This is a genomic window from Jujubicoccus corallicola, assembly GCF_047345645.1.
Classification (GTDB): domain Bacteria; phylum Pseudomonadota; class Alphaproteobacteria; order Rhodobacterales; family Rhodobacteraceae; genus JBLEFH01.
The window spans coordinates 41,329-62,329 of the sequence record NZ_JBLEFH010000008.1; the positions used below are offsets into that span (position 1 = coordinate 41,329).

The 21,001-nt window shown below is 60.5% G+C and carries 21 protein-coding genes and 1 tRNA gene; 12 read left to right on the forward strand and 10 right to left on the reverse strand.

Translation table 11 applies throughout. From position 1 onward, the window contains the following. Positions 1–59 precede the first annotated feature (59 nt). Positions 60–710 (forward strand): leucyl/phenylalanyl-tRNA--protein transferase, encoded by a 651-nt coding sequence (aat, locus tag ACMA5I_RS12255; protein ID WP_525886567.1) that lies wholly within the window; start codon positions 60–62, stop codon positions 708–710. Here aat and ACMA5I_RS12260 read toward each other — a convergent pair. The 7 genes from ACMA5I_RS12260 to ACMA5I_RS12290 form a co-directional block, all read right to left on the reverse strand. Next, positions 688–1,059, reverse strand: coding sequence for a DUF2155 domain-containing protein (locus tag ACMA5I_RS12260; RefSeq protein WP_525886568.1), 372 nt, complete (start codon positions 1,057–1,059; stop codon positions 688–690). The two genes, aat and ACMA5I_RS12260, sit on opposite strands and share 23 nt — an antisense overlap. Beyond that, a complete protein-coding gene (locus tag ACMA5I_RS12265; RefSeq protein WP_525886569.1) occupies positions 1,056–1,424 on the reverse strand; it encodes an NADH:ubiquinone oxidoreductase subunit NDUFA12 in 369 nt (122 codons plus the stop codon). The genes ACMA5I_RS12260 and ACMA5I_RS12265 overlap by 4 nt, the downstream gene beginning before the upstream one ends. 57 nt (positions 1,425–1,481) lie before the next feature. Further along, entirely contained in the window at positions 1,482–2,735 is a 1,254-nt protein-coding gene (gene clpX, locus ACMA5I_RS12270) for an ATP-dependent Clp protease ATP-binding subunit ClpX (RefSeq protein WP_525886570.1), read from the reverse strand. A 56-nt stretch (positions 2,736–2,791) separates the two neighbouring features. Beyond that, positions 2,792–3,424, reverse strand: coding sequence for an ATP-dependent Clp endopeptidase proteolytic subunit ClpP (clpP, locus tag ACMA5I_RS12275; protein ID WP_525886571.1), 633 nt, complete (start codon positions 3,422–3,424; stop codon positions 2,792–2,794). A 116-nt stretch (positions 3,425–3,540) separates the two neighbouring features. Next, positions 3,541–4,317 (reverse strand): SDR family NAD(P)-dependent oxidoreductase, encoded by a 777-nt coding sequence (locus ACMA5I_RS12280; protein WP_525886572.1) that lies wholly within the window; start codon positions 4,315–4,317, stop codon positions 3,541–3,543. Between the two features lie 110 nt (positions 4,318–4,427). Next, complete coding sequence (gene tig, locus ACMA5I_RS12285; protein ID WP_525886573.1) at positions 4,428–5,759, reverse strand: trigger factor; 1,332 nt, start codon at positions 5,757–5,759, stop codon at positions 4,428–4,430. A 48-nt stretch (positions 5,760–5,807) separates the two neighbouring features. After that, positions 5,808–5,892: transfer RNA gene (locus ACMA5I_RS12290), tRNA-Leu, on the reverse strand. 189 nt (positions 5,893–6,081) lie between these two features. Between ACMA5I_RS12290 and ACMA5I_RS12295 the strand changes: the two genes are divergently transcribed. The 3 genes from ACMA5I_RS12295 to glnA all read left to right on the forward strand — a co-directional run bounded on the left by ACMA5I_RS12295 (position 6,082) and on the right by glnA (position 9,221). Next, a complete protein-coding gene (locus ACMA5I_RS12295; RefSeq protein ID WP_525886574.1) occupies positions 6,082–7,101 on the forward strand; it encodes an SGNH/GDSL hydrolase family protein in 1,020 nt (339 codons plus the stop codon). 249 nt (positions 7,102–7,350) lie between these two features. Continuing rightward, entirely contained in the window at positions 7,351–7,689 is a 339-nt protein-coding gene (locus ACMA5I_RS12300) for a P-II family nitrogen regulator (RefSeq protein ID WP_525886575.1), read from the forward strand. A gap of 122 nt (positions 7,690–7,811) precedes the next feature. After that, positions 7,812–9,221: a type I glutamate--ammonia ligase gene (gene glnA, locus ACMA5I_RS12305; RefSeq protein WP_525886576.1), complete on the forward strand. Its 1,410-nt coding sequence runs from the start codon at positions 7,812–7,814 to the stop codon at positions 9,219–9,221. Between the two features lie 146 nt (positions 9,222–9,367). On the opposite strand, the gene ACMA5I_RS12310 is transcribed toward glnA, so the two are convergent. Beyond that, positions 9,368–9,541, reverse strand: coding sequence for a hypothetical protein (locus ACMA5I_RS12310; protein ID WP_525886577.1), 174 nt, complete (start codon positions 9,539–9,541; stop codon positions 9,368–9,370). Between the two features lie 200 nt (positions 9,542–9,741). On the opposite strand from ACMA5I_RS12310, the gene parE reads away from it, so the two are divergent. From parE to ACMA5I_RS12325, 3 genes are read left to right on the forward strand one after another with little or no spacing between them, the layout of a single operon-like run. Beyond that, a complete protein-coding gene (parE, locus tag ACMA5I_RS12315) occupies positions 9,742–11,709 on the forward strand; it encodes a DNA topoisomerase IV subunit B (protein WP_525886578.1) in 1,968 nt (655 codons plus the stop codon). Further along, on the forward strand, positions 11,706–12,236 hold the full coding sequence (locus tag ACMA5I_RS12320; RefSeq protein WP_525886579.1) for a hypothetical protein: 531 nt from the start codon (positions 11,706–11,708) through the stop codon (positions 12,234–12,236). Before parE ends, ACMA5I_RS12320 begins: the two co-directional genes overlap by 4 nt. Beyond that, complete coding sequence (locus ACMA5I_RS12325) at positions 12,236–13,174, forward strand: glycosyltransferase family 92 protein (protein WP_525886580.1); 939 nt, start codon at positions 12,236–12,238, stop codon at positions 13,172–13,174. The genes ACMA5I_RS12320 and ACMA5I_RS12325 overlap by 1 nt, the downstream gene beginning before the upstream one ends. Here the strand turns inward: ACMA5I_RS12325 and ACMA5I_RS12330 are convergent. After that, complete coding sequence (locus tag ACMA5I_RS12330) at positions 13,102–14,916, reverse strand: ABC-F family ATP-binding cassette domain-containing protein (RefSeq protein ID WP_525886581.1); 1,815 nt, start codon at positions 14,914–14,916, stop codon at positions 13,102–13,104. The two genes, ACMA5I_RS12325 and ACMA5I_RS12330, sit on opposite strands and share 73 nt — an antisense overlap. 100 nt (positions 14,917–15,016) lie before the next feature. Here ACMA5I_RS12330 and ACMA5I_RS12335 point away from each other — a divergent pair, with 100 nt between their 5' ends. Together ACMA5I_RS12335 and trpE are read left to right on the forward strand one after the other, a co-directional pair. Beyond that, positions 15,017–16,822, forward strand: coding sequence for a peptidylprolyl isomerase (locus ACMA5I_RS12335; protein ID WP_525886582.1), 1,806 nt, complete (start codon positions 15,017–15,019; stop codon positions 16,820–16,822). Further along, positions 16,819–18,312, forward strand: coding sequence for an anthranilate synthase component I (gene trpE, locus ACMA5I_RS12340; RefSeq protein ID WP_525886583.1), 1,494 nt, complete (start codon positions 16,819–16,821; stop codon positions 18,310–18,312). Before ACMA5I_RS12335 ends, trpE begins: the two co-directional genes overlap by 4 nt. Positions 18,313–18,325: 13 nt before the next feature. On the opposite strand, the gene ACMA5I_RS12345 is transcribed toward trpE, so the two are convergent. Continuing rightward, positions 18,326–18,469, reverse strand: coding sequence for a hypothetical protein (locus tag ACMA5I_RS12345; protein WP_525886584.1), 144 nt, complete (start codon positions 18,467–18,469; stop codon positions 18,326–18,328). Between the two features lie 90 nt (positions 18,470–18,559). Between ACMA5I_RS12345 and ACMA5I_RS12350 the strand changes: the two genes are divergently transcribed. The 3 genes from ACMA5I_RS12350 to trpC are packed head-to-tail and all read left to right on the forward strand — an operon-like array spanning position 18,560 to position 20,963. Next, a complete protein-coding gene (locus ACMA5I_RS12350; RefSeq protein ID WP_525886585.1) occupies positions 18,560–19,141 on the forward strand; it encodes an anthranilate synthase component II in 582 nt (193 codons plus the stop codon). Further along, positions 19,138–20,157, forward strand: a complete 1,020-nt coding sequence (gene trpD, locus ACMA5I_RS12355) for an anthranilate phosphoribosyltransferase (RefSeq protein ID WP_525886586.1) — start codon at positions 19,138–19,140, stop codon at positions 20,155–20,157. The genes ACMA5I_RS12350 and trpD overlap by 4 nt, the downstream gene beginning before the upstream one ends. Continuing rightward, on the forward strand, positions 20,154–20,963 hold the full coding sequence (gene trpC / locus ACMA5I_RS12360; RefSeq protein WP_525886587.1) for an indole-3-glycerol phosphate synthase TrpC: 810 nt from the start codon (positions 20,154–20,156) through the stop codon (positions 20,961–20,963). The genes trpD and trpC overlap by 4 nt, the downstream gene beginning before the upstream one ends. Positions 20,964–21,001 lie beyond the last annotated feature (38 nt).

The following is a 21,001-nucleotide window of genomic DNA, read 5'->3' on the forward strand; positions in this document are numbered from 1 at the left end:
TTTTTAATCCGGCCCAGTTTAGCGTTCCAAAACGCGGCGTTCTCTCATATTTCTTAAGGATGAACGGTTTGATAACGCCTGCGGATCTGCTGACCGCCTATCGGCGCGGCTGGTTTCCCATGGCCGAGAGCGAGACCTCGCCGGATTTCAAATTCTACGAGCCGCGGATGCGCGGGCTGATCCCCATCGGCAAGTTGCATATCTCCCGCAGTCTCGCGCGCAGCATTCGCAAAAACGACTATGTGGCGCGGGTGGAGAGCGACTTTCTCAGCATCATGGGCCGCTGCGGGCAGCGCCGGGAAGGCAGTTGGATCAACGCGCCGCTGCTGGAGCTTTACAGCAAGCTCAATGAGATCGGCCATGCAGAGGCGCTTGGCGTCTATGATGGCGAGACCCGGCTCGGCGGTATTTACGGCGTGGTGATCGGTGGCGCGTTTTTTGGAGAGAGCATGTTTTCGGACGCTACGAACGGCTCCAAACTCGCGCTCGTCGCGGTGATGGACCGGCTCGTCGCGGGCGGCTTCATGCTGTTCGACACGCAGTTTCTGACGGACCATCTCGCCAGTATGGGCGGGGTTGAGATTCCGCAGCCGGATTACATGAAGGTTCTGCCCCATGGGCTTGAGAAGAAAGCGAATTTCTTTGCGCTGCCTCGCGAGACGGCGCTTCGGGACGCGCTGGTGCGGCTTACTCCTGAACCTCGCAGCTGATCAGCCAGACATCATAGCGCGGATGTTCCAGCGCATTGAGGGCCGGGCTTTGCGCGAAGATCCAGCCATCAAAAAGGCCCTCATCCTGCCGCTGATCCGTCACCTTGAGATGCGCGAGCGAATTGGTCGCCCGCTGCCCGCCAGGATAACGGCACTCCTCAAGGGTGAGGTTGAGGCGCTCAAAGCCGCGCGTCTCGCCCACATTCATGGTGAATTCCACCGTCCGCCCGGTCAGCATGTCGAGACCGCGCAGCACGGCGACATTCGCCTCATGGGTATTCATGGTCGAGAAATCCTGCGCGGTCACCGGCGAGGCGAGCAGCGCGAGGGCCATCAGAAAACGGGTCATTCGGGCTGCCATGCCTCGTATTTGCCTTCCACCTGCGGCGCGCCGTTATAAAGGCTGCCCGGCGGGTGATAGGCCAGCGGCGTGCCGGTCAGATTGGGCTGATGCGGCAGTTCCCATTCGCGGCGCACAAGCGGGCGCTCCGTCGGCGGCTCTTCCCATGTGTGATGCAGCCAGCCATGCCATTCGGGCGGCACGCGGCTGCCCTCGGCCTCGCCGTTATAAATCACCCAGCGACGCTTGCCATTCTGGTAATAGATATTGCCCTGCGCATCTTCGCCGACCTTGTTGCCCGCGCGCTTGGTGTAGAACCACATCGCAAAGCTCGACTCGTCCCACCACGCAAAGATTTTGGCCAGAATACCCATGGGATTCCCTCGCTAGTTTGCGCCTGTTATGCGCCGGTCGCGCCGCAAGGTAAAGCCTTACGACGCGGAGCTTTCCTTGGCCGCTTCCGCATAAATCAGGAGCGGCTTGGCTTCGCCTTTGAGCACATCGTCCTTCACCACGATCTCCTCAACCCCTTCCATCGAGGGCAGGTCGAACATGGTGTCGAGCAGGATTTCTTCCATGATCGAGCGCAGACCGCGCGCGCCCGTCTTGCGGGAGATCGCCTTCTGCGCGACGGCGGCAAGCGCGTCCTCGGTAAAGGTCAGCTTGACGCCTTCGAGATCGAAGAGGCGCTGATATTGCTTAACCAGCGCGTTTTTCGGCTCGGTCAGGATCGTGACCAGCGCGTCCTCATCGAGATCCGTCAGGGTCGCGATCACGGGCAGACGGCCGACAAATTCCGGGATCAGCCCGAATTTCAGCAGATCTTCCGGCTCCAGCTCGGTGAAGAGATCGCCGGCGCTGCGCGCATCCGGCTCTTTCACATCGGCGCCGAAACCCATGGACGTCCCCTGCCCGCGCTGCGCGATGATCTTGTCGAGACCGGCAAAGGCGCCGCCACAGATGAAAAGGATGTTCGAGGTGTCCACCTGCAGGAATTCCTGCTGCGGATGCTTGCGCCCGCCTTGCGGCGGCACACTCGCCACGGTGCCTTCCATGATCTTGAGAAGCGCCTGCTGCACCCCCTCACCCGACACGTCGCGGGTGATCGACGGATTGTCCGATTTGCGCGAAATCTTGTCGATCTCGTCGATATAGACGATGCCGCGCTGCGCGCGCTCGACATTGTATTCGCTGGCTTGCAGGAGCTTGAGGATGATGTTTTCCACATCCTCGCCGACATAGCCCGCCTCGGTCAGCGTGGTCGCATCGGCCATGGTAAACGGCACGTCGAGAATGCGGGCCAGCGTCTGCGCGAGCAGCGTCTTGCCGCAGCCCGTCGGGCCGATCAGCAGGATGTTGGATTTCGCCAGTTCCACATCGCCGGCTGTGCCGTTGTTCAGGCGCTTGTAATGGTTGTAAACGGCCACGGCGAGGACGCGCTTGGCGACCGCCTGCCCGATCACATAATCATCGAGAACCTGGAAGATTTCCTTGGGTGTGGGCACCCCTTCGCCGGACTTGATCGCGCCGTTTTTCTGCTCTTCGCGGATGATGTCCATGCAAAGTTCGACACATTCGTCGCAAATGAACACGGTGGGACCCGCGATCAGCTTGCGCACCTCATGCTGGCTCTTGCCGCAAAAGGAGCAATACAGGGTCTTTTTGCTGTCCGTCGTTTCGGTCATTTTCTCTCCACACTTCCCCTAATAGCAGAACCCATCAGGGGAAGCTTGTAAATGGCTTATTTATCGCCTTCGTCGTCGGTTTTTCCGCGTTCTTCGACGATTTCGTCGATCAGGCCCCAGTCTTTGGCCTTTTCTGCGGTCATGAAGTTGTCGCGGTCGAGCGATTTCTCCACGGTTTCATAGTCCTGCCCGGTGTGGTGGACATAGATATCATTGAGGCGTTTCTTCAGCTCGATGATCTCCTTGGCATGCAGCTCAATATCGCTCGCCTGCCCCTGGAACCCGCCCGAGGGCTGGTGGACCATGATGCGGCTATTGGGGAGCGAGAAGCGCATCCCCTTTTCACCCGCCGTCAGCAGGAGCGAGCCCATGGACGCCGCCTGCCCGACACAGAGCGTCGAGACCTTGGGGCGGATATATTGCATGGTATCATAAATCGACAGGCCCGAGGTCACGACCCCGCCCGGCGAGTTGATATACATCGAGATTTCTTTCTTCGGGTTCTCGGCTTCGAGAAACAGAAGCTGCGCCACGATCAGCGTCGACATACCGTCATGCACCGGGCCGGACACGAAAATGATGCGTTCTTTGAGAAGACGCGAGAAAATGTCATAGGCACGCTCGCCGCGGGCCGTCTGCTCGACCACCATCGGGACGAGGTTCATATAGGTTTCAATGGGGTCTTTCATCCTGCGCTCCTCAGTAAGCTTATCTGCCCGGATGCCGGGAAAATCTTTCTATTAGGTTTATGACCGCCGGAAAGCGGCTGCAAGGGCGGGCGGGAAATTTCGCCGCGCCCCTTCACTCATGGCAATAATCCGTCGATCTCAGCGAGGACGGCCGCCACGGTTTCGGGCTGGCTGGCGGCACTATGCGGGGCGGCGAAGGCCCCGCTGTCATTGTCGAAATAGCGGCCACTGGCTTCGGCAAAATCTGGGGAGAGCGCGGCGGTTTTCAAGATCTCCGCACCCACCGTCACCTCGCCATTCACCCGGCCAAAGCCTTCCTTCACCATTTTGCTCCCCAGAAGCGAGCCCGGATTGACCGCGATCATCACCGGCCCGCCATCGGCTTTGGCGGCCTCCTGCGACCACATGGTGAGCGCCAGTTTGCTTTGGGCATAGGCGTCGAAATCCTCCAGCCGCGTCTCGCCGCGAAGAGCCGCAAGATCGACCGGCGCTTGCGCGGCGGAGGAGAGGTTCACCACACGGCTGTCCGCCTTGAGCGCGGGCGCCAAGCGGCGGGTCAGCAGGATCGGCGCGAGGGTGTTGACCACGAAACGCGTGTCCTGACCGTTCGCGGCAACAGGCTGCGGCGTTTTGAACACGCCCGCATTGTTGATGAGCACGTCGATCCGGTTGTGTTTGGCCAGCACCTCACCCGCCAGCGCTTCGACCGCCGAAAGATCCGCCATATCCGCCAGATAGCCCTCGCGATCGCCGCCGATCTCCGCCAGCGCCGCGTCGAGCTTTTCCTTGCTGCGGCCATGGAGCAGCAGATGATGACCCTCCGCCGCGAGCATCTTGGCGGTCGCAAGCCCGATCCCATCGGTCGCGCCGGTGATCATGATCGTCTTTGTCATCGCGCATCCTCCCTTTGCCGCGCACCCTGCCCGAGCCACCGGGCGACCACCACCCCAAAATGAAAAAGCCGCCCAAGCTGGGGCGGCTTTCTCGGATCACTCGGACCGGCTTACGCCTCGTCCATTTCCTCGATCAGCTTTTGCAGATCGTCTTTGGAGATCGCTTTCTCGTCCACTTTCGCCTGCTCAAGGATGTGGTCGACAACCTTGTCCTCGAAGAGCGGTGCGCGGATCTGGTCGAGCGCCTGCGGGTTCTTCTGAACGAATTCAAAGAACTGACGCTCCTGACCCGGATATTGACGCGCCTGGTTCATCACCGCTTGCTGCAGCTCGGCATCGGACACGCCGATCTCTTTCTTGTTGCCAATATCGGCGAGCAGAAGGCCGAGACGCACACGGCGCTCCGCGATTTTCTTATGCTCATCAGTCGGCTCGATCTCGCCATGGTCATGACCCTGATGATCCGGGTTTTCCTCATGCCAAAGCTGATGCGCGATCTGGTTGGCTTCCGCGGTGAGCAGCGCCGGCGGCAGTTCGAAATCGACCTTGCCATCGAGCGCATCCATCAGGCGGCGCTTCACGACCTGACGGGCCGCGTTTTCATATTCCGCACCGAGACGCTCTTTAACCTGCGCCTTGAGCGCGTCAAGATCATCCATGCCGAACTGTTTGGCCAGCTCGTCATCAATCTCCGCATCTTCCGGTGCTTTGACTTCTTTCGCGGTCACGGAGAACACAACCTCTTTGCCGGCGAGATTCTCGGCGCCGTAGTTTTCCGGGAATGTCACGTTGATGTCTTTTTCATCGCCGGTTTTCATGCCGACAACCTGCTCCTCGAAGCCCGGAATGAACGAGCCCGAGCCCAGAACCAGCGGGTAATCTTCGGCGGTGCCGCCTTCAAACGCTTCCCCGTCGAGCTTGCCGACGAAATCAATCACGACCTGATCGCCGTCTTTCGCTTTATGGGTCTTGGCGCGCGGCTTGTAGTTCTTGGCCGAGCCGGCGAGGTTTTGCAGCGCTTCGTCCACGGCCTCGTCCTCGATCTCGACGACCGGCTTTTCGATGGTGATGTCGCTGACATCGACATCCGGAACCTCGGGCAGCGTTTCATACTCAAGGGAGACGACCACATCGTCGCCCTCTTTCCACTCCTCATTGGTCATCTTGACATCAGGCTGCTGCGCCGGGCGATCGCCGGTCTCTTCGAAATGCTTGCCCATGGCCGCGTCAATCGCTTCCTGGAGCGACTCGCCCAGAACCGATTTGCCGAACATCTGCTTCATCAGCGAAAGCGGCGCCTTGCCTTTGCGGAACCCTTTCATCTGGAAGTCCTTGCGGGCGGTTTCCAGCTTTTCGTTCACCTTGGCATCGAGATCGGAGGCCGGGAGGGTCAGCTCATATTTGCGCGTCAGCCCGGAGTTTTCGATTTCTTTAACCTGCATGTCTTTGTCCAATCCTCACTGCCGAGTCCTCCCCGGCGGTCTGTCATCTGGTGCGGGTGGAGGGACTTGAACCCCCACGCCTCGCGGCGCCAGAACCTAAATCTGGTGCGTCTGCCAATTTCGCCACACCCGCTCGCGCCCGCGGTGAGGCGGGCGATTTAATCGGTCGGGTGATACTAGCCCTTCCCCGCAAACGCAATGGCGATCTCACCTCAATCGCAACCGCTTGCCCGGCGCGCGCCGCCTTTAGAATTCGGCAAGGAGTTGTCAGTAACCTGACATCCGGTCTATGTGGGGCAAACTCGGTAAAGAAGGCTAAATTATGGCGATTGTTGTCCTGGGCGGATCCAACTCACTCTATCAAAACGGCTGGGTCAGTCACCTCAGTGAGAAAACGGATCAGGAGGTGCGAAATTTATCTGTTGGGGCGTCCTCCTCTCTTGCGGCGCTTTACAGGTTTCTCGGTGACAACGGGCCGACTTCTGGCGATTTGGTCGTCTGGGAATATGCGATCAACGATCTCAACCATCATCTCATCAGCGACTATTCTTATGATTTGCTGATGCATAATGTGGAGCACCTGATCCGTCTTTGCCGCGAACGCGGGTGCCCGCTTGTTCCTGTCATCATGACCGCGCGCGAACAGGAGGTGAGCAAGTCCCGGGACCCATATTACGAGCGTCTGGCCTCCTTGTTCGATGCTTACGGCCTTAGCAGCTTCGACGTATCGCAAGCGTATCGAAAGTCAATCTGGCCTTGGCGACGGCGTGGTATGGGACGCGATGCCTACTCAGACGCAGCGCATTACAAGCGCGATCCCAAAATCATGAAATTTGTCGTTCAGGGATTTTTGAAGGCGATGGAGACCGCAACAGTCCCCGCGAAAATCGAGCCTCTCTATACGGGCGACGCCACGGTGCGTCTGCTCTCAGAATTTCCCTCTGGTGAGCGGTTTACAAACAGAGTAATTGACGTTCCCGCAGATCCACTTCCTCTGAAGGTTGCATCGCCGGTGGATGGTGCTCTCATCGGCGTCTACTACATATGCTATCCCGCGAACGAAAGCGGAGTGGTTGTTTCGTCGGGTAATGCAGACAACAGCGCGACGTTCTCAACCTTCCGCGATGGCAATTTCAGACGTCCCCTCATGAAATCCCTCAGCATCGTGAATCTGCGCGGCGAAGGCTTGGCGGTGGCGGCGGAGGCGCCGATCAGCCTCACCCCGATCACCGAGCCGGGCAAATATTATTGCGAGCCGGAAATCAGCGCGGTGATCAACACGCCCGCTGAAGACCCTGCAACCAAAATTGCGGGGCTGCTCTTCGAGATCCCAGCCGCGTAAAGCGAAGCGATTCCCGGCGCGATTGCGCGGAATTGAGGCAGGCCCGCACCGGCGCTGCACATTTCCGCGCCACATTGCCTAATTTTTAGGCATTCACGCCGGATGCGCGCGGATAACCGCCGCGAGAGGCGCAGCGCCGCTTGCCCTCCCTGCCCCCGCAATGGCCTAACGGCTCCAGACACGTGAGACGGTTTCCATCCAAGGCAGCCGCGAAACACGCGCGTGACAACACACAAGGAGGCGCAGCCCATGAAGAAGATCGAAGCGATCATCAAGCCTTTCAAACTCGACGAGGTGAAAGAGGCTCTGCAGGATATCGGTGTGCAAGGTCTCACCGTGACGGAAATCAAAGGCTTCGGTCGTCAGAAAGGCCATACGGAGCTTTATCGCGGCGCGGAATATGTGGTGGATTTTCTGCCCAAGGTGAAGGTCGAAGTGGTGCTCGCCTCCGATCAGGTGGATGCCGCGATCGAAGCGATTGTGAACGCTGCGAAAACCGGCAAGATCGGTGATGGCAAAATCTTTGTCAGCCCCGTGGAGCAAGCCATCCGCATCCGCACCGGCGAGGATGGCCCGGACGCGCTCTAAACCACTGCGTTCCCTAACGAATTTCGGCGCAGCGGCCCAAGATCGCGGCGCAGGAGGAAAAGGCCCAAACAGGCCGCAACCAGACCCCTAAGATGGGGCGAGTAAAAAACTGAGGATACAGAATGAGTGACATTCAGGACCTGATCAAACGGCTGGACGACGAAGAGATCGCCTATGTCGATGTGCGTTTCACCGATCCGCGCGGCAAGCTTCAGCATGTGACCCTGATGCGCAACCAGGTTGATGAGGATTTCCTTGAGGAAGGCTTCATGTTTGACGGCTCGTCGATTGGCGGCTGGAAATCCATCGAAGCCTCCGACATGAAGCTGATCCCCGATGCGGCATCGGCCTATATCGACCCGTTTTATGCGGAAAAAACCATGTGCGTGCATTGCAATGTGGTTGAGCCGGACACGGGCGAGCCCTATGGCCGCGACCCGCGCGGCACGGCTGTGAAGGCAGAAGCTTATCTCCAGTCGAGCGGCATCGGCGATGTGGCCTATTTCGGCCCGGAGCCGGAATTCTTCCTCTTCGACGATGTGCGTTTTTCCAACAAAATGAACAAGGTCAGCTTCGAGGTTGATGCGGCTGATGCGTCCTGGAATAGCGACACCGAGTATGAGATGGGCAATATGGGCCATCGTCCCGGCGTCAAAGGCGGCTATTTCCCGGTGAACCCGGTCGATGCGGCGCAGGATATTCGCGGCGAAATGCTGACCACCATGGCCAATATGGGCATGGATGTGGACAAGCATCACCACGAGGTCGCGTCCTGTCAGCACGAGCTTGGTCTGATCTTCTCCTCGATGGTCGATGAAGCCGACAATGTGCAGAAATATAAGTATGTTGTGCATAATGTCGCCGCCGCTTACGGCAAATCCGCGACCTTCATGCCCAAGCCCTATAGCGGCGACAATGGCTCGGGGATGCATGTCAACATGTCGATCTGGAAGGACGGCAAGCCGCTCTTCGCCGGCGACAAATATGCCGATCTCAGCCAGGAAGCGCTCTATTTCATCGGCGGGATCCTGAAGCACGCGAAAACGCTGAACGCCTTCACCAACCCGACGACGAACAGCTATAAGCGTCTGGTGCCGGGCTTTGAGGCGCCGGTTCTGCGAGCCTATTCCGCGCGCAACCGCTCGGGCTGTGTGCGTATTCCGTGGACCGAGAGCCCGAAAGCCAAGCGCGTCGAGGCCCGTTTCCCGGACCCGGCGGCGAACCCCTATCTCGCTTTCGCGGCGCTGCTGATGGCTGGTCTTGACGGGATCAAGAACAAGATCGATCCGGGCGAGGCGATGGACAAGAACCTCTATGACCTGCCGCCCGAAGAGCTCGAAGGCATCCCGACCGTCTGCGGCTCGCTGCGTGAGGCGCTGGAGGCACTGGCCAAGGATCACGACTTCCTGCTCGCAGGCGACGTGTTCACCAAGGACCAGATCGAGGGCTATATCGACCTGAAATGGGACGAGGTTTACGCCTATGAGCAGACCCCGCACCCGGTCGAGTATCAGATGTATTATAGCTGTTAAGCTTTAAGACCAGACGCGAAGGGCCCCAAATCGGGGCCCTTTTTTCGTGTCTGTCTGAAACCGCGCGCCTGCGCCTACTCTTAAAGCGACGCAAAAGCGCCTGCTTTCAAACGAAAACCCCGACCTTGTGGGGCCGGGGCGAACAGTTAAACGTGTTTGTCGAGAACTTCCGAAGCATTTTCAAGATGCTGCGCAAATTCGTCCTGACCGTAGCGCCGTGACCGCGCGATCAGGGATTTCAGCTCCTTGCGAAGCTTCTTTTCACGTTTTTCTGCGGTTTCGCGCTCTTCGCGCTCTTCGGATTTTTTGTCTTTGGCCATGATCCTGCCTTACAGCTCCATTCCGCAATGAGGAGTTTCAATCCACGGCGAATGTTAAGGCATATGGAGTTTGCATGACAATGCTATATTAACCATAGAAACAAAATTAAGATGCGGTGCAGCATTTTTCACCTTTGCGCCAAGGCGATTGAGCCCCTTCGCGTTTCGGGCTAAAAGATGGGAAAAATCACGAGCAGAGAATGACCGATCTTTTTGCGGCACAGGGTGCCGATGACGAGTATAACGCTTCCCAAATCGAGGTTCTTGAAGGGCTTGAGCCCGTTCGCAAGCGCCCCGGCATGTATATTGGCGGCACGGATGAGCGCGCGCTGCATCACCTTGTCGCAGAGGTGCTGGACAACTCGATGGACGAGGCCGTGGCGGGTCACGCGGACCGGATCGAGGTCACGCTGAACGATGATGGCTCGGTGACGATCCGCGACAATGGCCGCGGCATCCCAGTCGATCCGCATCCCCGCTTCCCGGACAAGTCCGCGCTCGAAGTCATTCTCTGCACCCTCCATGCGGGCGGTAAATTTTCCGGTAAGGCTTACGAGACCTCGGGCGGCCTTCACGGCGTCGGGATTTCGGTGGTGAACGCGCTCTCGGACGTGCTGGTAGTCGAGGTCGCGCGGAACCGCGAGCTTTACCGCCAAAGCTTCTCGCGCGGCATTGCGCAAGGCCCGGTCGAAAAAGTCGGCGCGGCCCCGAACCGCCGCGGCACCACCGTCACCTTCCATCCCGATGCGGAGATTTTCGGCAAACTGGCCTTCAAGCCCGAGCGCCTGTTCAAAATGGTCCGCTCGAAAGCTTATCTCTTCTCGGGCGTCGAAATCCGCTGGAAATGCCCCGAAGAGCTGGCGGGTGAGACCCCGGCAGAGGCCGTGTTTCACTTCCCCGGCGGGCTTGCGGATTATCTCAACGAAACGCTCGGCAATGCCGCAACATATTCCGATAAGCCCTTTGCCGGTAAGGTGGAATTCAAAGAACGCTTCGGGCCGGACACGCCCGGCTCCGTTGAATGGGCGGTGAACTGGACGCCCTCACGTGACGCCTTCACTTCGTCTTATTGTAACACGGTCCCGACCCCGCAAGGCGGCACCCATGAGAGCGGATTCTGGTCGGCGATCCTCAAGGGCATCAAGGCCCATGGCGAGCTGATCGAGAACCGCAAGGCCGCAAAAATCACCCGCGACGACATTCTCGCGGGCGGCTGCGCGCTGATTTCTGTATTCATCCGTGAGCCGGAATTTGTCGGCCAAACCAAGGACCGGCTGGCGACCACCGAAGCACAGCGCCTTGTGGAAAACGCCGTCCGCGACCATTTCGACAACTGGCTCGCGGCGGATCCGAAAGCGGCGGGCGCGATCCTCGACTATTTCATCCTGCGCGCCGAAGAGCGGATGGCCCGCCGGGCGGAGAAGGAAACCGCGCGAAAGACGGCGACCAAGCGCCTGAGATTGCCGGGAAAACTCGTTGATTGCTCCGCGACCGACCGCGCTGGCACCGAGCTTTTCATCGTCGAGGGCGACTCGGCGGGCGGCTCGGCCAAACTCGCGCGGGACCGCAAGACGCAGGCGCTGCTTCCCCTCAAGGGCAAGATCCTGAACGTCCTCGGCGCGGCCTCCTCCAAGCTCGGACAAAATCAGGAAATCAACGACATATGCCAGGCTCTTGGAGTTGGCATGGGCACGAAATTCAACCTCGAAGACCTGCGCTACGACCGCATCATCATCATGACCGACGCGGATGTGGACGGCGCGCATATCGCCTCGCTGCTCATGACGTTCTTCTTTACCCAGATGCGCCCGATGATCGACGGCGGCCATCTCTACCTCGCCCGCCCGCCGCTCTACCGCCTCACGCAAGGCTCGCGCCGCGAATACTGCCTTGATGATTTTGAGAAAAACGAGCTGATGGAGACGGGTCTCGGCGGCCGTGGCAAGATCGAGGTGAGCCGGTTCAAGGGGCTTGGCGAAATGGACGCCAAAGACCTCAAGGAAACCACGATGAACCCGGAAACCCGGAGCCTCATCCGCGTGTCGATCGACGAGGACACGCCGGGTGAGACCGGCGATCTGGTGAGCCGCCTCATGGGCAAGAAACCCGAAGAGCGCTTTGAATATATTCAGGAAAACGCCCGCTTTGCCGAGGAGATCGACCTGTGAAGCTGATCAAATCTCTACTCGCCGTGACCGGCCTCACCGCGCTCGCGGGCTGTCTCGAGGACGACGCGCGGATCGCCCAACAATTCGATTTCGGCAATTACAGCCCGACCTTTTTTAACGCTGATGGCGGCATCCCGGTGGTGATCCACAACAGCCCGTCCGCCAATATGGACGCGAACCAGATCGTGCCGCTCCTGCATGTACCGAACGGGTTTCGCGCCGATATGGTGTGGAATTATCTGCCGCCGGGCACGCGCTCGAATGCGGTGCGCCAGCATGTGGTGCTTGTGTTCAACTGGAGCGACACGCCGGACCCGAGCCGCGCCTGCGTCGCGAATAGCACTTTGCCGTCAAAGGGTTACTATCAGGAGGGCTATACGGCCTTCATGGTGGTCTGCCGCGGATCGACGCCGCTCAAGGGCGCGAATATGGTGGTGAATGAGATTGATCCGAACAACCCGGACGACATCAACCGCACGATGAAGCATCTGATTTTGAACCTGAAACTAGATCGCGAGTCGAAATAATGTTCTGGCGGCGCGCACCGAAACCGGTGACACGCTATGCGCTGAAACCGCCGACCCCTGCCCCGGATCGTGCCGGCTTGGCGATTGTGACGATTGCCAAAGGCGAAGCGCCGTTTCTGGCGGAGTGGCTCGCGTTCCATCTCGCGGGCGGTGCGCGCCATATCTACCTTTACGACGATGAGGATGGGGCCGCGCAGAGAGAGATCGCTGAAAAGTTTGAGCGGGTTACGGTGATCCCTTGGAGGATTAACCTTGAGACCCGCGAGGGCCAGCGCCTGTCGCGTCAACCCATGGCCTATGCCCACGCGATCCAGTCTTTCGGCGCGGATTATCGCTGGATGGCTTTCATTGACGTGGACGAATTTTTGGTGACGGTGACGGCGCAAAACTACGATGAAGCGCTCGCGCCGCTGGCGCATCTGCGGCATCTCTTGCTGCCTTGGCGAATGTTCGGCCGCAACGGTGTGGGCGCGCGCCCCGCCTCGACGCTGGATGCGTTCACGACCCGCGCGAAGGACGGCTATGGCGGCGAAGCGGCGAAGTGCAAAAACCTTTTGGACCCTTGCGATTGCACGGTGATCGGGGTGCATGACGCCCGCACGGCAAGCCATGACAAACGCGGGTTTAACGATGCGGGAGTGCGGCTTGAAGAGGCGCGCCCGTGCATAGAGGAAATGTCTTTCGCGACCTTCGCGCTGCATCATTACTACACCCGCAGCGATGCGGATTTTCAGGCGAAGCTGAAACGCGGCGGTTTTGGGGACAAGTCGGATTACGTGCGCAATGTCACTGCGCGGGCGGAGTCGATTGAGGCGGACACGGTGGAAGATCGCAGCGCCATCGCGGCACGGGAGCGATTCAAGGCTCAGCCTTCCAGCGCCTCGCGCTCCATCTCGATCTCCAACCATTCCTCTTCGGAAGCCGCCAGCTTTTCCTGACGTTCTTCAAGCGCTTCGGTGGCTTTCTTGAACTTCACTGGCTCGCGGGCGTAAAGGTCCGGATCGGCCAGCAGCTCCTCCAGCTTGGCAATTTCCGCCTCTAACCGGCTCATTTCCTTCGGCAAATCCTGAAGGCGCTTTTCCTGCTTATAGGACAGCTTCGAAACCGTTGATTTCGAACGCGATTTTACTTCGGCTTTCGGCGCGGTTTTCTCCGGAGCGGGCGCCGCCTCTTTCGGCTTCATCGCCCGATAATCCGACCAGCCGCCTGCATAGACGGTCGCGCGGCCATCGCCCTCCATCGCAATCGAAGTACTGGCGACGCGGTCGAGGAAATCGCGGTCGTGGCTGACCAGCATAACCGTGCCGTCATAGGCGTCGATCAGCTCTTGCAGCAGATCGAGCGTTTCCACATCCAAATCGTTTGTGGGCTCGTCGAGGACCAGAAGATTGCTCTCTTTGGCCATGATTTTCGCGAGCAACAGCCGGGCGCGCTCGCCGCCGGAAAGCGCCGAGACGGGGCCGCGCGCCTGCCGTTCATCGAAGAGAAATTCCTTGAGATAGCCGACCACATGTTTGGGCTTGCCGCGCACGAGGATCTGGTCGTTCTTGCCGGAGATCCCGAGTTCCGCGTCGTCGGTCAGATTCTCCCAAAGGCTTTTCTCGCCAAGGAGTTGCGCGCGGGTTTGATCAAAGACGGCGGGCACGAGATTGGTGCCGAGACGGATATGGCCCGCATCCGGCGCGAGCTCGCCTGTCAGCATCTTCAGCAGCGTCGTTTTGCCCACGCCATTCGGGCCGATCAGCGCCACACGGTCGCCGCGCATGATCCTGAGATCAAAATCCTTCACGATGGGTTTGCCGCCGAAATCTTTCGAGATTCCGGTGGCTTCGGAGACGAGCTTGCCAGAGTTCGGCCCGCTTTCGAGCGCCATCGCCGCCGGTCCCGCGCGGCGAATCTGCGAGGCGCGTTCGGAGCGCAGATCCTGTAAACGGCGCACCCGGCCCTGATTGCGTTTGCGACGGGCGGAGATGCCTTCGACGGCCCATTTGCCCTCGGATTTGATGAGGCGATCCAGCTTGTGGCGCTGCTGGTCCTCCTCCTCAAACACCTTGTCACGCCAGTCCTCGAACCCGTCAAACCCGTGCGGCGCGCTGCGGACCTGCCCGCGATCCACCCAAAGGGTGCGGTTTGTCAGCTCTCGCAGGAAGGCGCGGTCGTGGCTTATCAAGACAAACGCCTTACGCGTTGATTTCAAATGGTCTTCCAGCCAGGCGATCAGGCGAATGTCGAGATGGTTGGTCGGCTCGTCGAGCAGCATGAGGTCGGCATCCTGCGCCAGCAAACGGGCCAGCGCGGAGCGGCGGCGCTCCCCGCCCGACGCTTTGGCCGGGTCCAGCGTGCCATCGAGCGCAACGCCTTCCAGCGCCATTTCCGCCTGATAATGCGCCTCGACCGGCAAGCCTTCAGCCACATAATCAAACAGTTGCGCATAGCCCGAGAGGTCCGGGTCCTGATCCATATAGGCGACGCTCGTGCCGGGCTGGACAAAGCGCGTGCCCTCATCGGCCTGGACGAGCCCCGCCATGATCTTCATCAGCGTCGATTTGCCCGACCCGTTCCGCCCGACAAGGCAGATCCGCGCGCCCGGTTCGATCACCAGAGAGAGGCCGGAAAACAGCGGATTGCCGCCATGGGTGAGCGAAATATCGGTGAGCGTGAGCAAGGGTGGTTGAGCCATGGCTTCCACATAAACCGCCCGGCGCGGCAGTCAACGGCAAACGCGCCTTGTCGCGCCCCGATTGCGCCATTAGAACGGGCCAAGGATTTCGGAGGATATCATGGCGAAACGCTCCATCGGCTCGGTTTTCATGTGGATCATCATGGCGCTGCTCGCGGTCAGTCTGGTCGGGTTCGGCGTGGTCGGCTCGGTCGGCAGCACCGGGACGACGGTGGCGAGCGTCGGCGATAGCGACGTCACGATGAACGACTATGACCGCAATCTGCGCAACCAGTTGCAACGGATCGCCCAGCAGACCGGCACCGCCGTGAGCCGCGACCAGATGCAGGCGCAAGGGATTGATCGTGCAGTGCTTTTCAATCTGGTCTCCTCCGCCGCGCTTGGCGAGGAAGGCGCGGATCAGCGGCTTGGCGTGAGCGATGAGACGCTGCGCGCCGCGATTGAGGCGACCGAGGCGTTCCAGGGTGCGAATGATCAGTTTGATCCCGCGACGTACCGCACGCTCTTGAACCGCTCCGGCTATTCGCCGTCGGATTATGAAGACAATCTGCGCGCCGATGAGCTGTCGCGAATGATCCAGACCGCGATTCAGGGCGGCGATCTGGCTGCGCCCGAGGCGGCGGCGCAGCTTCTGGCCTATGCCAATGAGCAGCGCAGCGCCGAATGGGCGATGGTGACCGAGGACATGCTGGACGCGCCCGTCACCGTCGATGACGCCGATGCTGAGGCGTATTACGAGGCCAATCTGGAAGCGTTTGTCGCGCCGGAGCGCCGCCGCGTGGCCCATGTCGCGCTGACGCCGGAGACTTATGCGGAGACGGCGGAGATCGGCGACGAGGATGTGCGCGCCGCTTATGAGCGCGCGGCCGATTACAACACGCCGGAGCAGCGGATCGTGGAGCGGCTGGTGTTTTCCGATCAAGCGGCTGCCGATGCGGCCAAGGCTGCCGTGGATAGCGGTGAGAAGAGTTTCGACCAACTGCTCGAGGAAGCTGGCTTAACGCCGGAGCAAGCCGATCTTGGGGCCGTGCGCCGCAATGCGCTTGGCGCGGCGGCGGAGACGGTGTTTGCGCTGACGGATACCGGCATCGCGGGCCCGGTCGAGACAGATTTCGGACCGGCGCTTTTCCGCGTCAACGCGATCATCCCGGCCAATGAAACGCCGCTCGAAGAGGTGGAGGCGGAGATCCGCGCCGACCTTGCAGCGCGGGCGATGGAGAGCGAAATGGCCCCGCTGTCGGAGACGGTGAATGACATGCTGGCGGGCGGCGCGACGCTAGAAGAGGTTGCGGACGAGACCGCCCTCACCTATGGCGAGACCGAAATTGGTGCCGATGATGGCGAGGGTATTGCGACGGATACCGCCTTCCGGATCGCCGCCGAGAACGCTGATCTCGATTTCCCGACCGATGCCGAACCGCTGACCCGCGGCGGCATTTTCGCCCTGCAACTTCTCGAAGTCATCCCCGAAGCGCAGCAATCTTTCGACGAGGTCCGCGAGCTGGCGGAGGCTGGGGCGCAGGAGCAGGCACTGGCCGGAGCGCTCACCGCGCGGGCCGAGGAGATGGTCGCGGCGGATGCGTTGCCCGAAGGCGCGGAAACGGTTGAGGGCCTCACCCGCAACGGGCCGAGCGCCCTGCCCGAAGCGCTGAAAGCGGCGCTGTTCGAGGCCGAACCCGGCACGCTCGTGAGCGGCGCGGATGGTGCGAATGTCGCGGTTGCGCGCCTCACCGAGATCACGCCCTTTGATGGCGGCTCGGAGGTGCTCGATCAGGTCGCCACGGTCCTCGGTCAGGCCCGCAAATCCGACCTCAACACGCTCTACATCCAAGCGCTTCAGCGCAAGCACGAGACACGGATCAACCAGGCCAATATCGACATCGTCCTTGGGGAGATCCCGAATTGAAGATATCGCCGGACTACGCTGATTTCGAACGCAAATACGACAGCGGGCTGAACCAGATCCTGTGGGCGCGCTTCCCGGCGGACCTCGACACACCGGTCTCGCTGATGCTCAAACTGGCCGGGGCGGGCGAGATGAGTTTCATGCTCGAATCCGTCACCGGCGGCGCGCAGAAGGGCCGCTATTCGCTGATCGGGATGGAGCCGGATCTGATCTGGCGCTGCCATGGCGAGACGAGCGAAATTAACCGGAATGCGCTGAGACAGGACCTGTTCGAACCGGTGCCGGGCCATCCGCTCGACGTGCTGCGCGCCCTGCTCGCCGAAAGCCGGATCGAGATGCCGGTGGAACTGCCGCAAATCGCCGCCGGGCTTTATGGCTATCTCGGCTATGACATGATCCGCCTTGTCGAGCATCTTCCCGATGTGAACCCCGATGTGCTCGGCACGCCCGACGCGATCATGGCCCGGCCCGCGCTGACGGTCGTTCATGACAACGCCAAGGGGGAGGTCATTCTTTGCGCGCCGGTCTGGGCGGGGCGCGACACGCAAAGCGCTTATGAGGCCGCCGCCGCGCGGATCGAAGCCGCCGCCACGCGCCTCTCCGCCGCGCTTCCGCACCAGCCCGCGGGCGAGCCGGTGGACCTGCCGGACGCCGTCTCGAATATCAGCCATGAAGGCTATCACCAGATCGTCGAGACCGCGAAAGATTATATCCGCGCGGGCGATATTTTTCAGGTTGTCCCCTCGCAAAGATGGGCGCAGCCCTTTGACCTGCCGCCCTTTTCCCTCTACCGGGCGCTGCGCCGGACCAACCCGTCGCCCTATATGACCTATTTCAATTATGGCGATTTCCAGATCGTCGGCGCGAGCCCGGAAACGCTGGTCTCGGTCGAGAATGGCAAGGTCACGATCCGCCCGATTGCGGGCACGCGCAAACGCGGCGCGACCGAGGCGGAGGACAAGGCGCTGGAGGAGGATCTGCTCGCTGACCCGAAGGAGCTAGCCGAGCATCTGATGCTGCTGGATCTCGGCCGAAACGATGTGGGCAAAGTGTCGCAAACCGGCACCGTGACACCGACGGAAAAGTTCATCATTGAGCGCTATTCGCATGTCATGCACATCGTCTCGAATGTCGAGGGCCAGCTTGCGGAGCAGCATGATGTCGTGACCGCCCTGCTCGCCGGTCTGCCTGCGGGCACCGTCTCCGGCGCGCCCAAAATCCGGGCGATGGAGATTATTGACGAGCTGGAAACCGAAAAACGCGGCGTCTATGGCGGCGGTGTCGGGTATTTCTCGGCGGGCGGCGATATGAACCTTTGCATCGCGCTGCGCACCGGGGTGGTGAAAGATAAAACCCTCTACATTCAAGCCGGTGGCGGCGTTGTCTATGACAGCGAGCCGGAAGCGGAATTTCAGGAAACGGTCAATAAAGCGGGCGCATTGCGGGCCGCAGCGCGGGAAGCCGGGCGGTTCCGGGGCGGCGCGAATTAAGCGCCCGGCAAGGTTAATCGGCCTTCAGCTCGATCAGCTCCGCACGGGCGGCATCCGGGTCCACCGGGTTCGCAATCCACACCACGCAGAGCAGCAGAGTCGCGAGGATTACCCCCGCCAGAACGCCATCGAGAAATGTGAGCCGCAATGTTCGCATCTTCGCCTCATAACACCGCCGGGCCGGTCTTGACCCTGCCCTACATTAATGCGCATCTGTGACACAAAGCTGAAGACGAGACAAGAAACCATGCTGCTGCTGATCGATAACTATGACAGCTTCACCTATAATCTCGTGCATTATCTGGGCGAGCTTGGCGCGGCGGTCGAGACCATCCGCAACGATGCGCTGAGTGCGGCAGAGGTGATCGCGAAAAAGCCCTCCGCGATCATGCTTTCCCCCGGTCCCTGCACCCCGAATGAAGCGGGCGTTTGCCTTGATTTGGTGGGCGCGGCCGCCGAGGCGCGCGTGCCGCTCATTGGGGTTTGTCTCGGGCATCAGTCGATTGGTCAGTATTTCGGCGGCAAAGTGGTCCGCGCGGGCGAGATCATGCACGGCAAAATGGGTGAGATTCACCATAAGAACAGCGGTGTTTTCAAGGATTTGCCAAGCCCTTTTCAAGCCACGCGCTATCACTCGCTGATCGTTGAACGAGGCAACCTGCCGGACTGTCTGCAGATCACCGCCGAGACGCCGGACGGCACCATCATGGGGCTGCAACATCGTGAGTTGCCGATCCACGGGGTGCAGTTCCACCCGGAGAGCATCGCTTCGGAACAGGGTCATAAGCTTTTGAAAAATTTCCTCGATACCGCAAAGGAGCCCGCATGAATGACGCTGTGAAACCGCTGATCGGTCTCGCCGCCAAGGGGCCGCTCTCGCGTGAGGAAGCCCGCACGGCCTTTGGTGCGATGCTCTCCGGCGAGGCCAGCGAAGTGGAGATCGCCGCGCTTCTCATGGCCATGCGCGCCCGCGGCGAAGCGCTTTACGAGGTGATCGCCGCCGTCGAGACGATGCGGAAAAACATGCGCAAAATCAACGCGCCAGCGGACGCTATTGATATCGTCGGCACGGGCGGCGATGGCAAATCGACGCTGAACATCTCCACCGCCGCCGCGCTCGTGATTGCCGGGGCTGGCGTGCCGGTTGCGAAACATGGCAACCGGAATGTTTCTTCGAAATCAGGGGCTTCGGACGCACTCTCCATGCTCGGCGTCGACATTATGGCCGAGCCGGAGGTGACCGAGAAGGCCATTGCGGAGTGCGGCATCGGCTTCATGCACGCCATGCTTCACCATCCCTATATGAAGCACGTCATGCCGGTGCGCGCCGCGCTCGGCACGCGCACGATCTTCAACATGCTCGGCCCGATGAGCAATCCGGCAGGTGTGAAATACCAACTTACGGGTGGATTTGCGCCGGAAATTCTGCGGCTTATGGCGGAGACTTTACGTGAACTCGGCTCGGAGCGCGCTTGGCTCGTGCATGGTCATGACGGCACGGATGAGCTCTCCATCGCCGGTCCGAGTACCGTGGTAAAGCTGGAGAATGGCGAGATCACCGAAACCGAGATTTCTCCTGAAGACGCAGGGCTTTCCGCGCATCCCTTCTCAAAAATCGTTGGCGGCGCGCCCGAGGACAATGCCGCCGCGATGCGCCGGCTTTTGGAAGGCGAAACATCGGCTTATCGCGACGCGGTGCTGCTGAACGCGGCGGGCGGGTTGCTTGTTGGCGGCGCGGTCACCGATTTGCGCGCCGGTGCGGCGCTTGCGGCGGAGGCCATCGACAGCGGCAAGGCCCGCGAAAAACTGGATCTTCTCGTCGAACGGAGCCATGTAAGCGCATGAGTATTCTGCAAAAAATTCGCGACTATAAGCTCGAAGAAGTCGCCGCAGCGAAGGCCGAACTCCCCGAGGAGCAATTGCGCGAGGCGGCGCTCGCCGCGCCCGCGCCGCGCGGGTTTCGCGAAGCGCTGATGACGGCCTCGAAGGCGGGCGGTTATGGCCTGATCGCCGAGATTAAAAAAGCTAGCCCCTCCAAGGGGTTGATCCGTGAGGACTTCGATCCCGCCAGCCTCGCGGAGGCCTATAAAGAAGGTGGCGCGACCTGCCTCTCCGTGCTGACCGACGCGCCTTCTTTTCAGGGCGCTCCAGAATTCCTGCGCGAGGCCCGTGCGGCGGTCGATCTGCCGATTTTGCGTAAGGATTTCATGTATGATCCTTATCAGGTCGCCGAGGCGCGGGCTTGGGGTGCCGACGCGATCCTGCTGATCCTCGCCTCGCTCAGCGATGACGAGGCGCGGGCACTGATCGACGCGGCGAAAGAGATGCAGCTTGATTGCCTTTTCGAGGTGCACACGCTGGATGAAATGCACCGCGCGGAGAAACTCGGCGCGGATATGATCGGCATAAACAACCGCGATCTCAACAGCTTCGAGACGGATATTCGCGTCACCAAAAAGCTCGCGGGCGAGCTTCCGGCGGACACGATTGCCATCTCGGAATCCGGTCTCAGCACCCGCCGTGACCTCACGCAGCTTGCAAAATGGGGCATCCGCTGCTTCCTGATTGGCGAGAGCCTGATGCGGCAGGACGATGTGGCCCGCGCGACAGAGCAATTGCTGGCAAGCCCTTGGAGTCCAGAGGGCGAATAACCCGCCGGAGCCTCGACGGCGTTTCGCAAGAACAAAGT

Coding starts and splice junctions, on each gene's coding strand:
- aat (WP_525886567.1), top strand. CDS start 60: ATGAACGGTTTGATAACGCCTGCGGATCTGCTGACCGCCTATCGGCGC.
- ACMA5I_RS12260 (WP_525886568.1), bottom strand. CDS start 1,059: ATGACCCGTTTTCTGATGGCCCTCGCGCTGCTCGCCTCGCCGGTGACC.
- ACMA5I_RS12265 (WP_525886569.1), bottom strand. CDS start 1,424: ATGGGTATTCTGGCCAAAATCTTTGCGTGGTGGGACGAGTCGAGCTTT.
- clpX (WP_525886570.1), bottom strand. CDS start 2,735: ATGACCGAAACGACGGACAGCAAAAAGACCCTGTATTGCTCCTTTTGC.
- clpP (WP_525886571.1), bottom strand. CDS start 3,424: ATGAAAGACCCCATTGAAACCTATATGAACCTCGTCCCGATGGTGGTC.
- ACMA5I_RS12280 (WP_525886572.1), bottom strand. CDS start 4,317: ATGACAAAGACGATCATGATCACCGGCGCGACCGATGGGATCGGGCTT.
- tig (WP_525886573.1), bottom strand. CDS start 5,759: ATGCAGGTTAAAGAAATCGAAAACTCCGGGCTGACGCGCAAATATGAG.
- ACMA5I_RS12295 (WP_525886574.1), top strand. CDS start 6,082: ATGGCGATTGTTGTCCTGGGCGGATCCAACTCACTCTATCAAAACGGC.
- ACMA5I_RS12300 (WP_525886575.1), top strand. CDS start 7,351: ATGAAGAAGATCGAAGCGATCATCAAGCCTTTCAAACTCGACGAGGTG.
- glnA (WP_525886576.1), top strand. CDS start 7,812: ATGAGTGACATTCAGGACCTGATCAAACGGCTGGACGACGAAGAGATC.
- ACMA5I_RS12310 (WP_525886577.1), bottom strand. CDS start 9,541: ATGGCCAAAGACAAAAAATCCGAAGAGCGCGAAGAGCGCGAAACCGCA.
- parE (WP_525886578.1), top strand. CDS start 9,742: ATGACCGATCTTTTTGCGGCACAGGGTGCCGATGACGAGTATAACGCT.
- ACMA5I_RS12325 (WP_525886580.1), top strand. CDS start 12,236: ATGTTCTGGCGGCGCGCACCGAAACCGGTGACACGCTATGCGCTGAAA.
- ACMA5I_RS12330 (WP_525886581.1), bottom strand. CDS start 14,916: ATGGCTCAACCACCCTTGCTCACGCTCACCGATATTTCGCTCACCCAT.
- ACMA5I_RS12335 (WP_525886582.1), top strand. CDS start 15,017: ATGGCGAAACGCTCCATCGGCTCGGTTTTCATGTGGATCATCATGGCG.
- ACMA5I_RS12345 (WP_525886584.1), bottom strand. CDS start 18,469: ATGCGAACATTGCGGCTCACATTTCTCGATGGCGTTCTGGCGGGGGTA.
- ACMA5I_RS12350 (WP_525886585.1), top strand. CDS start 18,560: ATGCTGCTGCTGATCGATAACTATGACAGCTTCACCTATAATCTCGTG.
- trpD (WP_525886586.1), top strand. CDS start 19,138: ATGAATGACGCTGTGAAACCGCTGATCGGTCTCGCCGCCAAGGGGCCG.
- trpC (WP_525886587.1), top strand. CDS start 20,154: ATGAGTATTCTGCAAAAAATTCGCGACTATAAGCTCGAAGAAGTCGCC.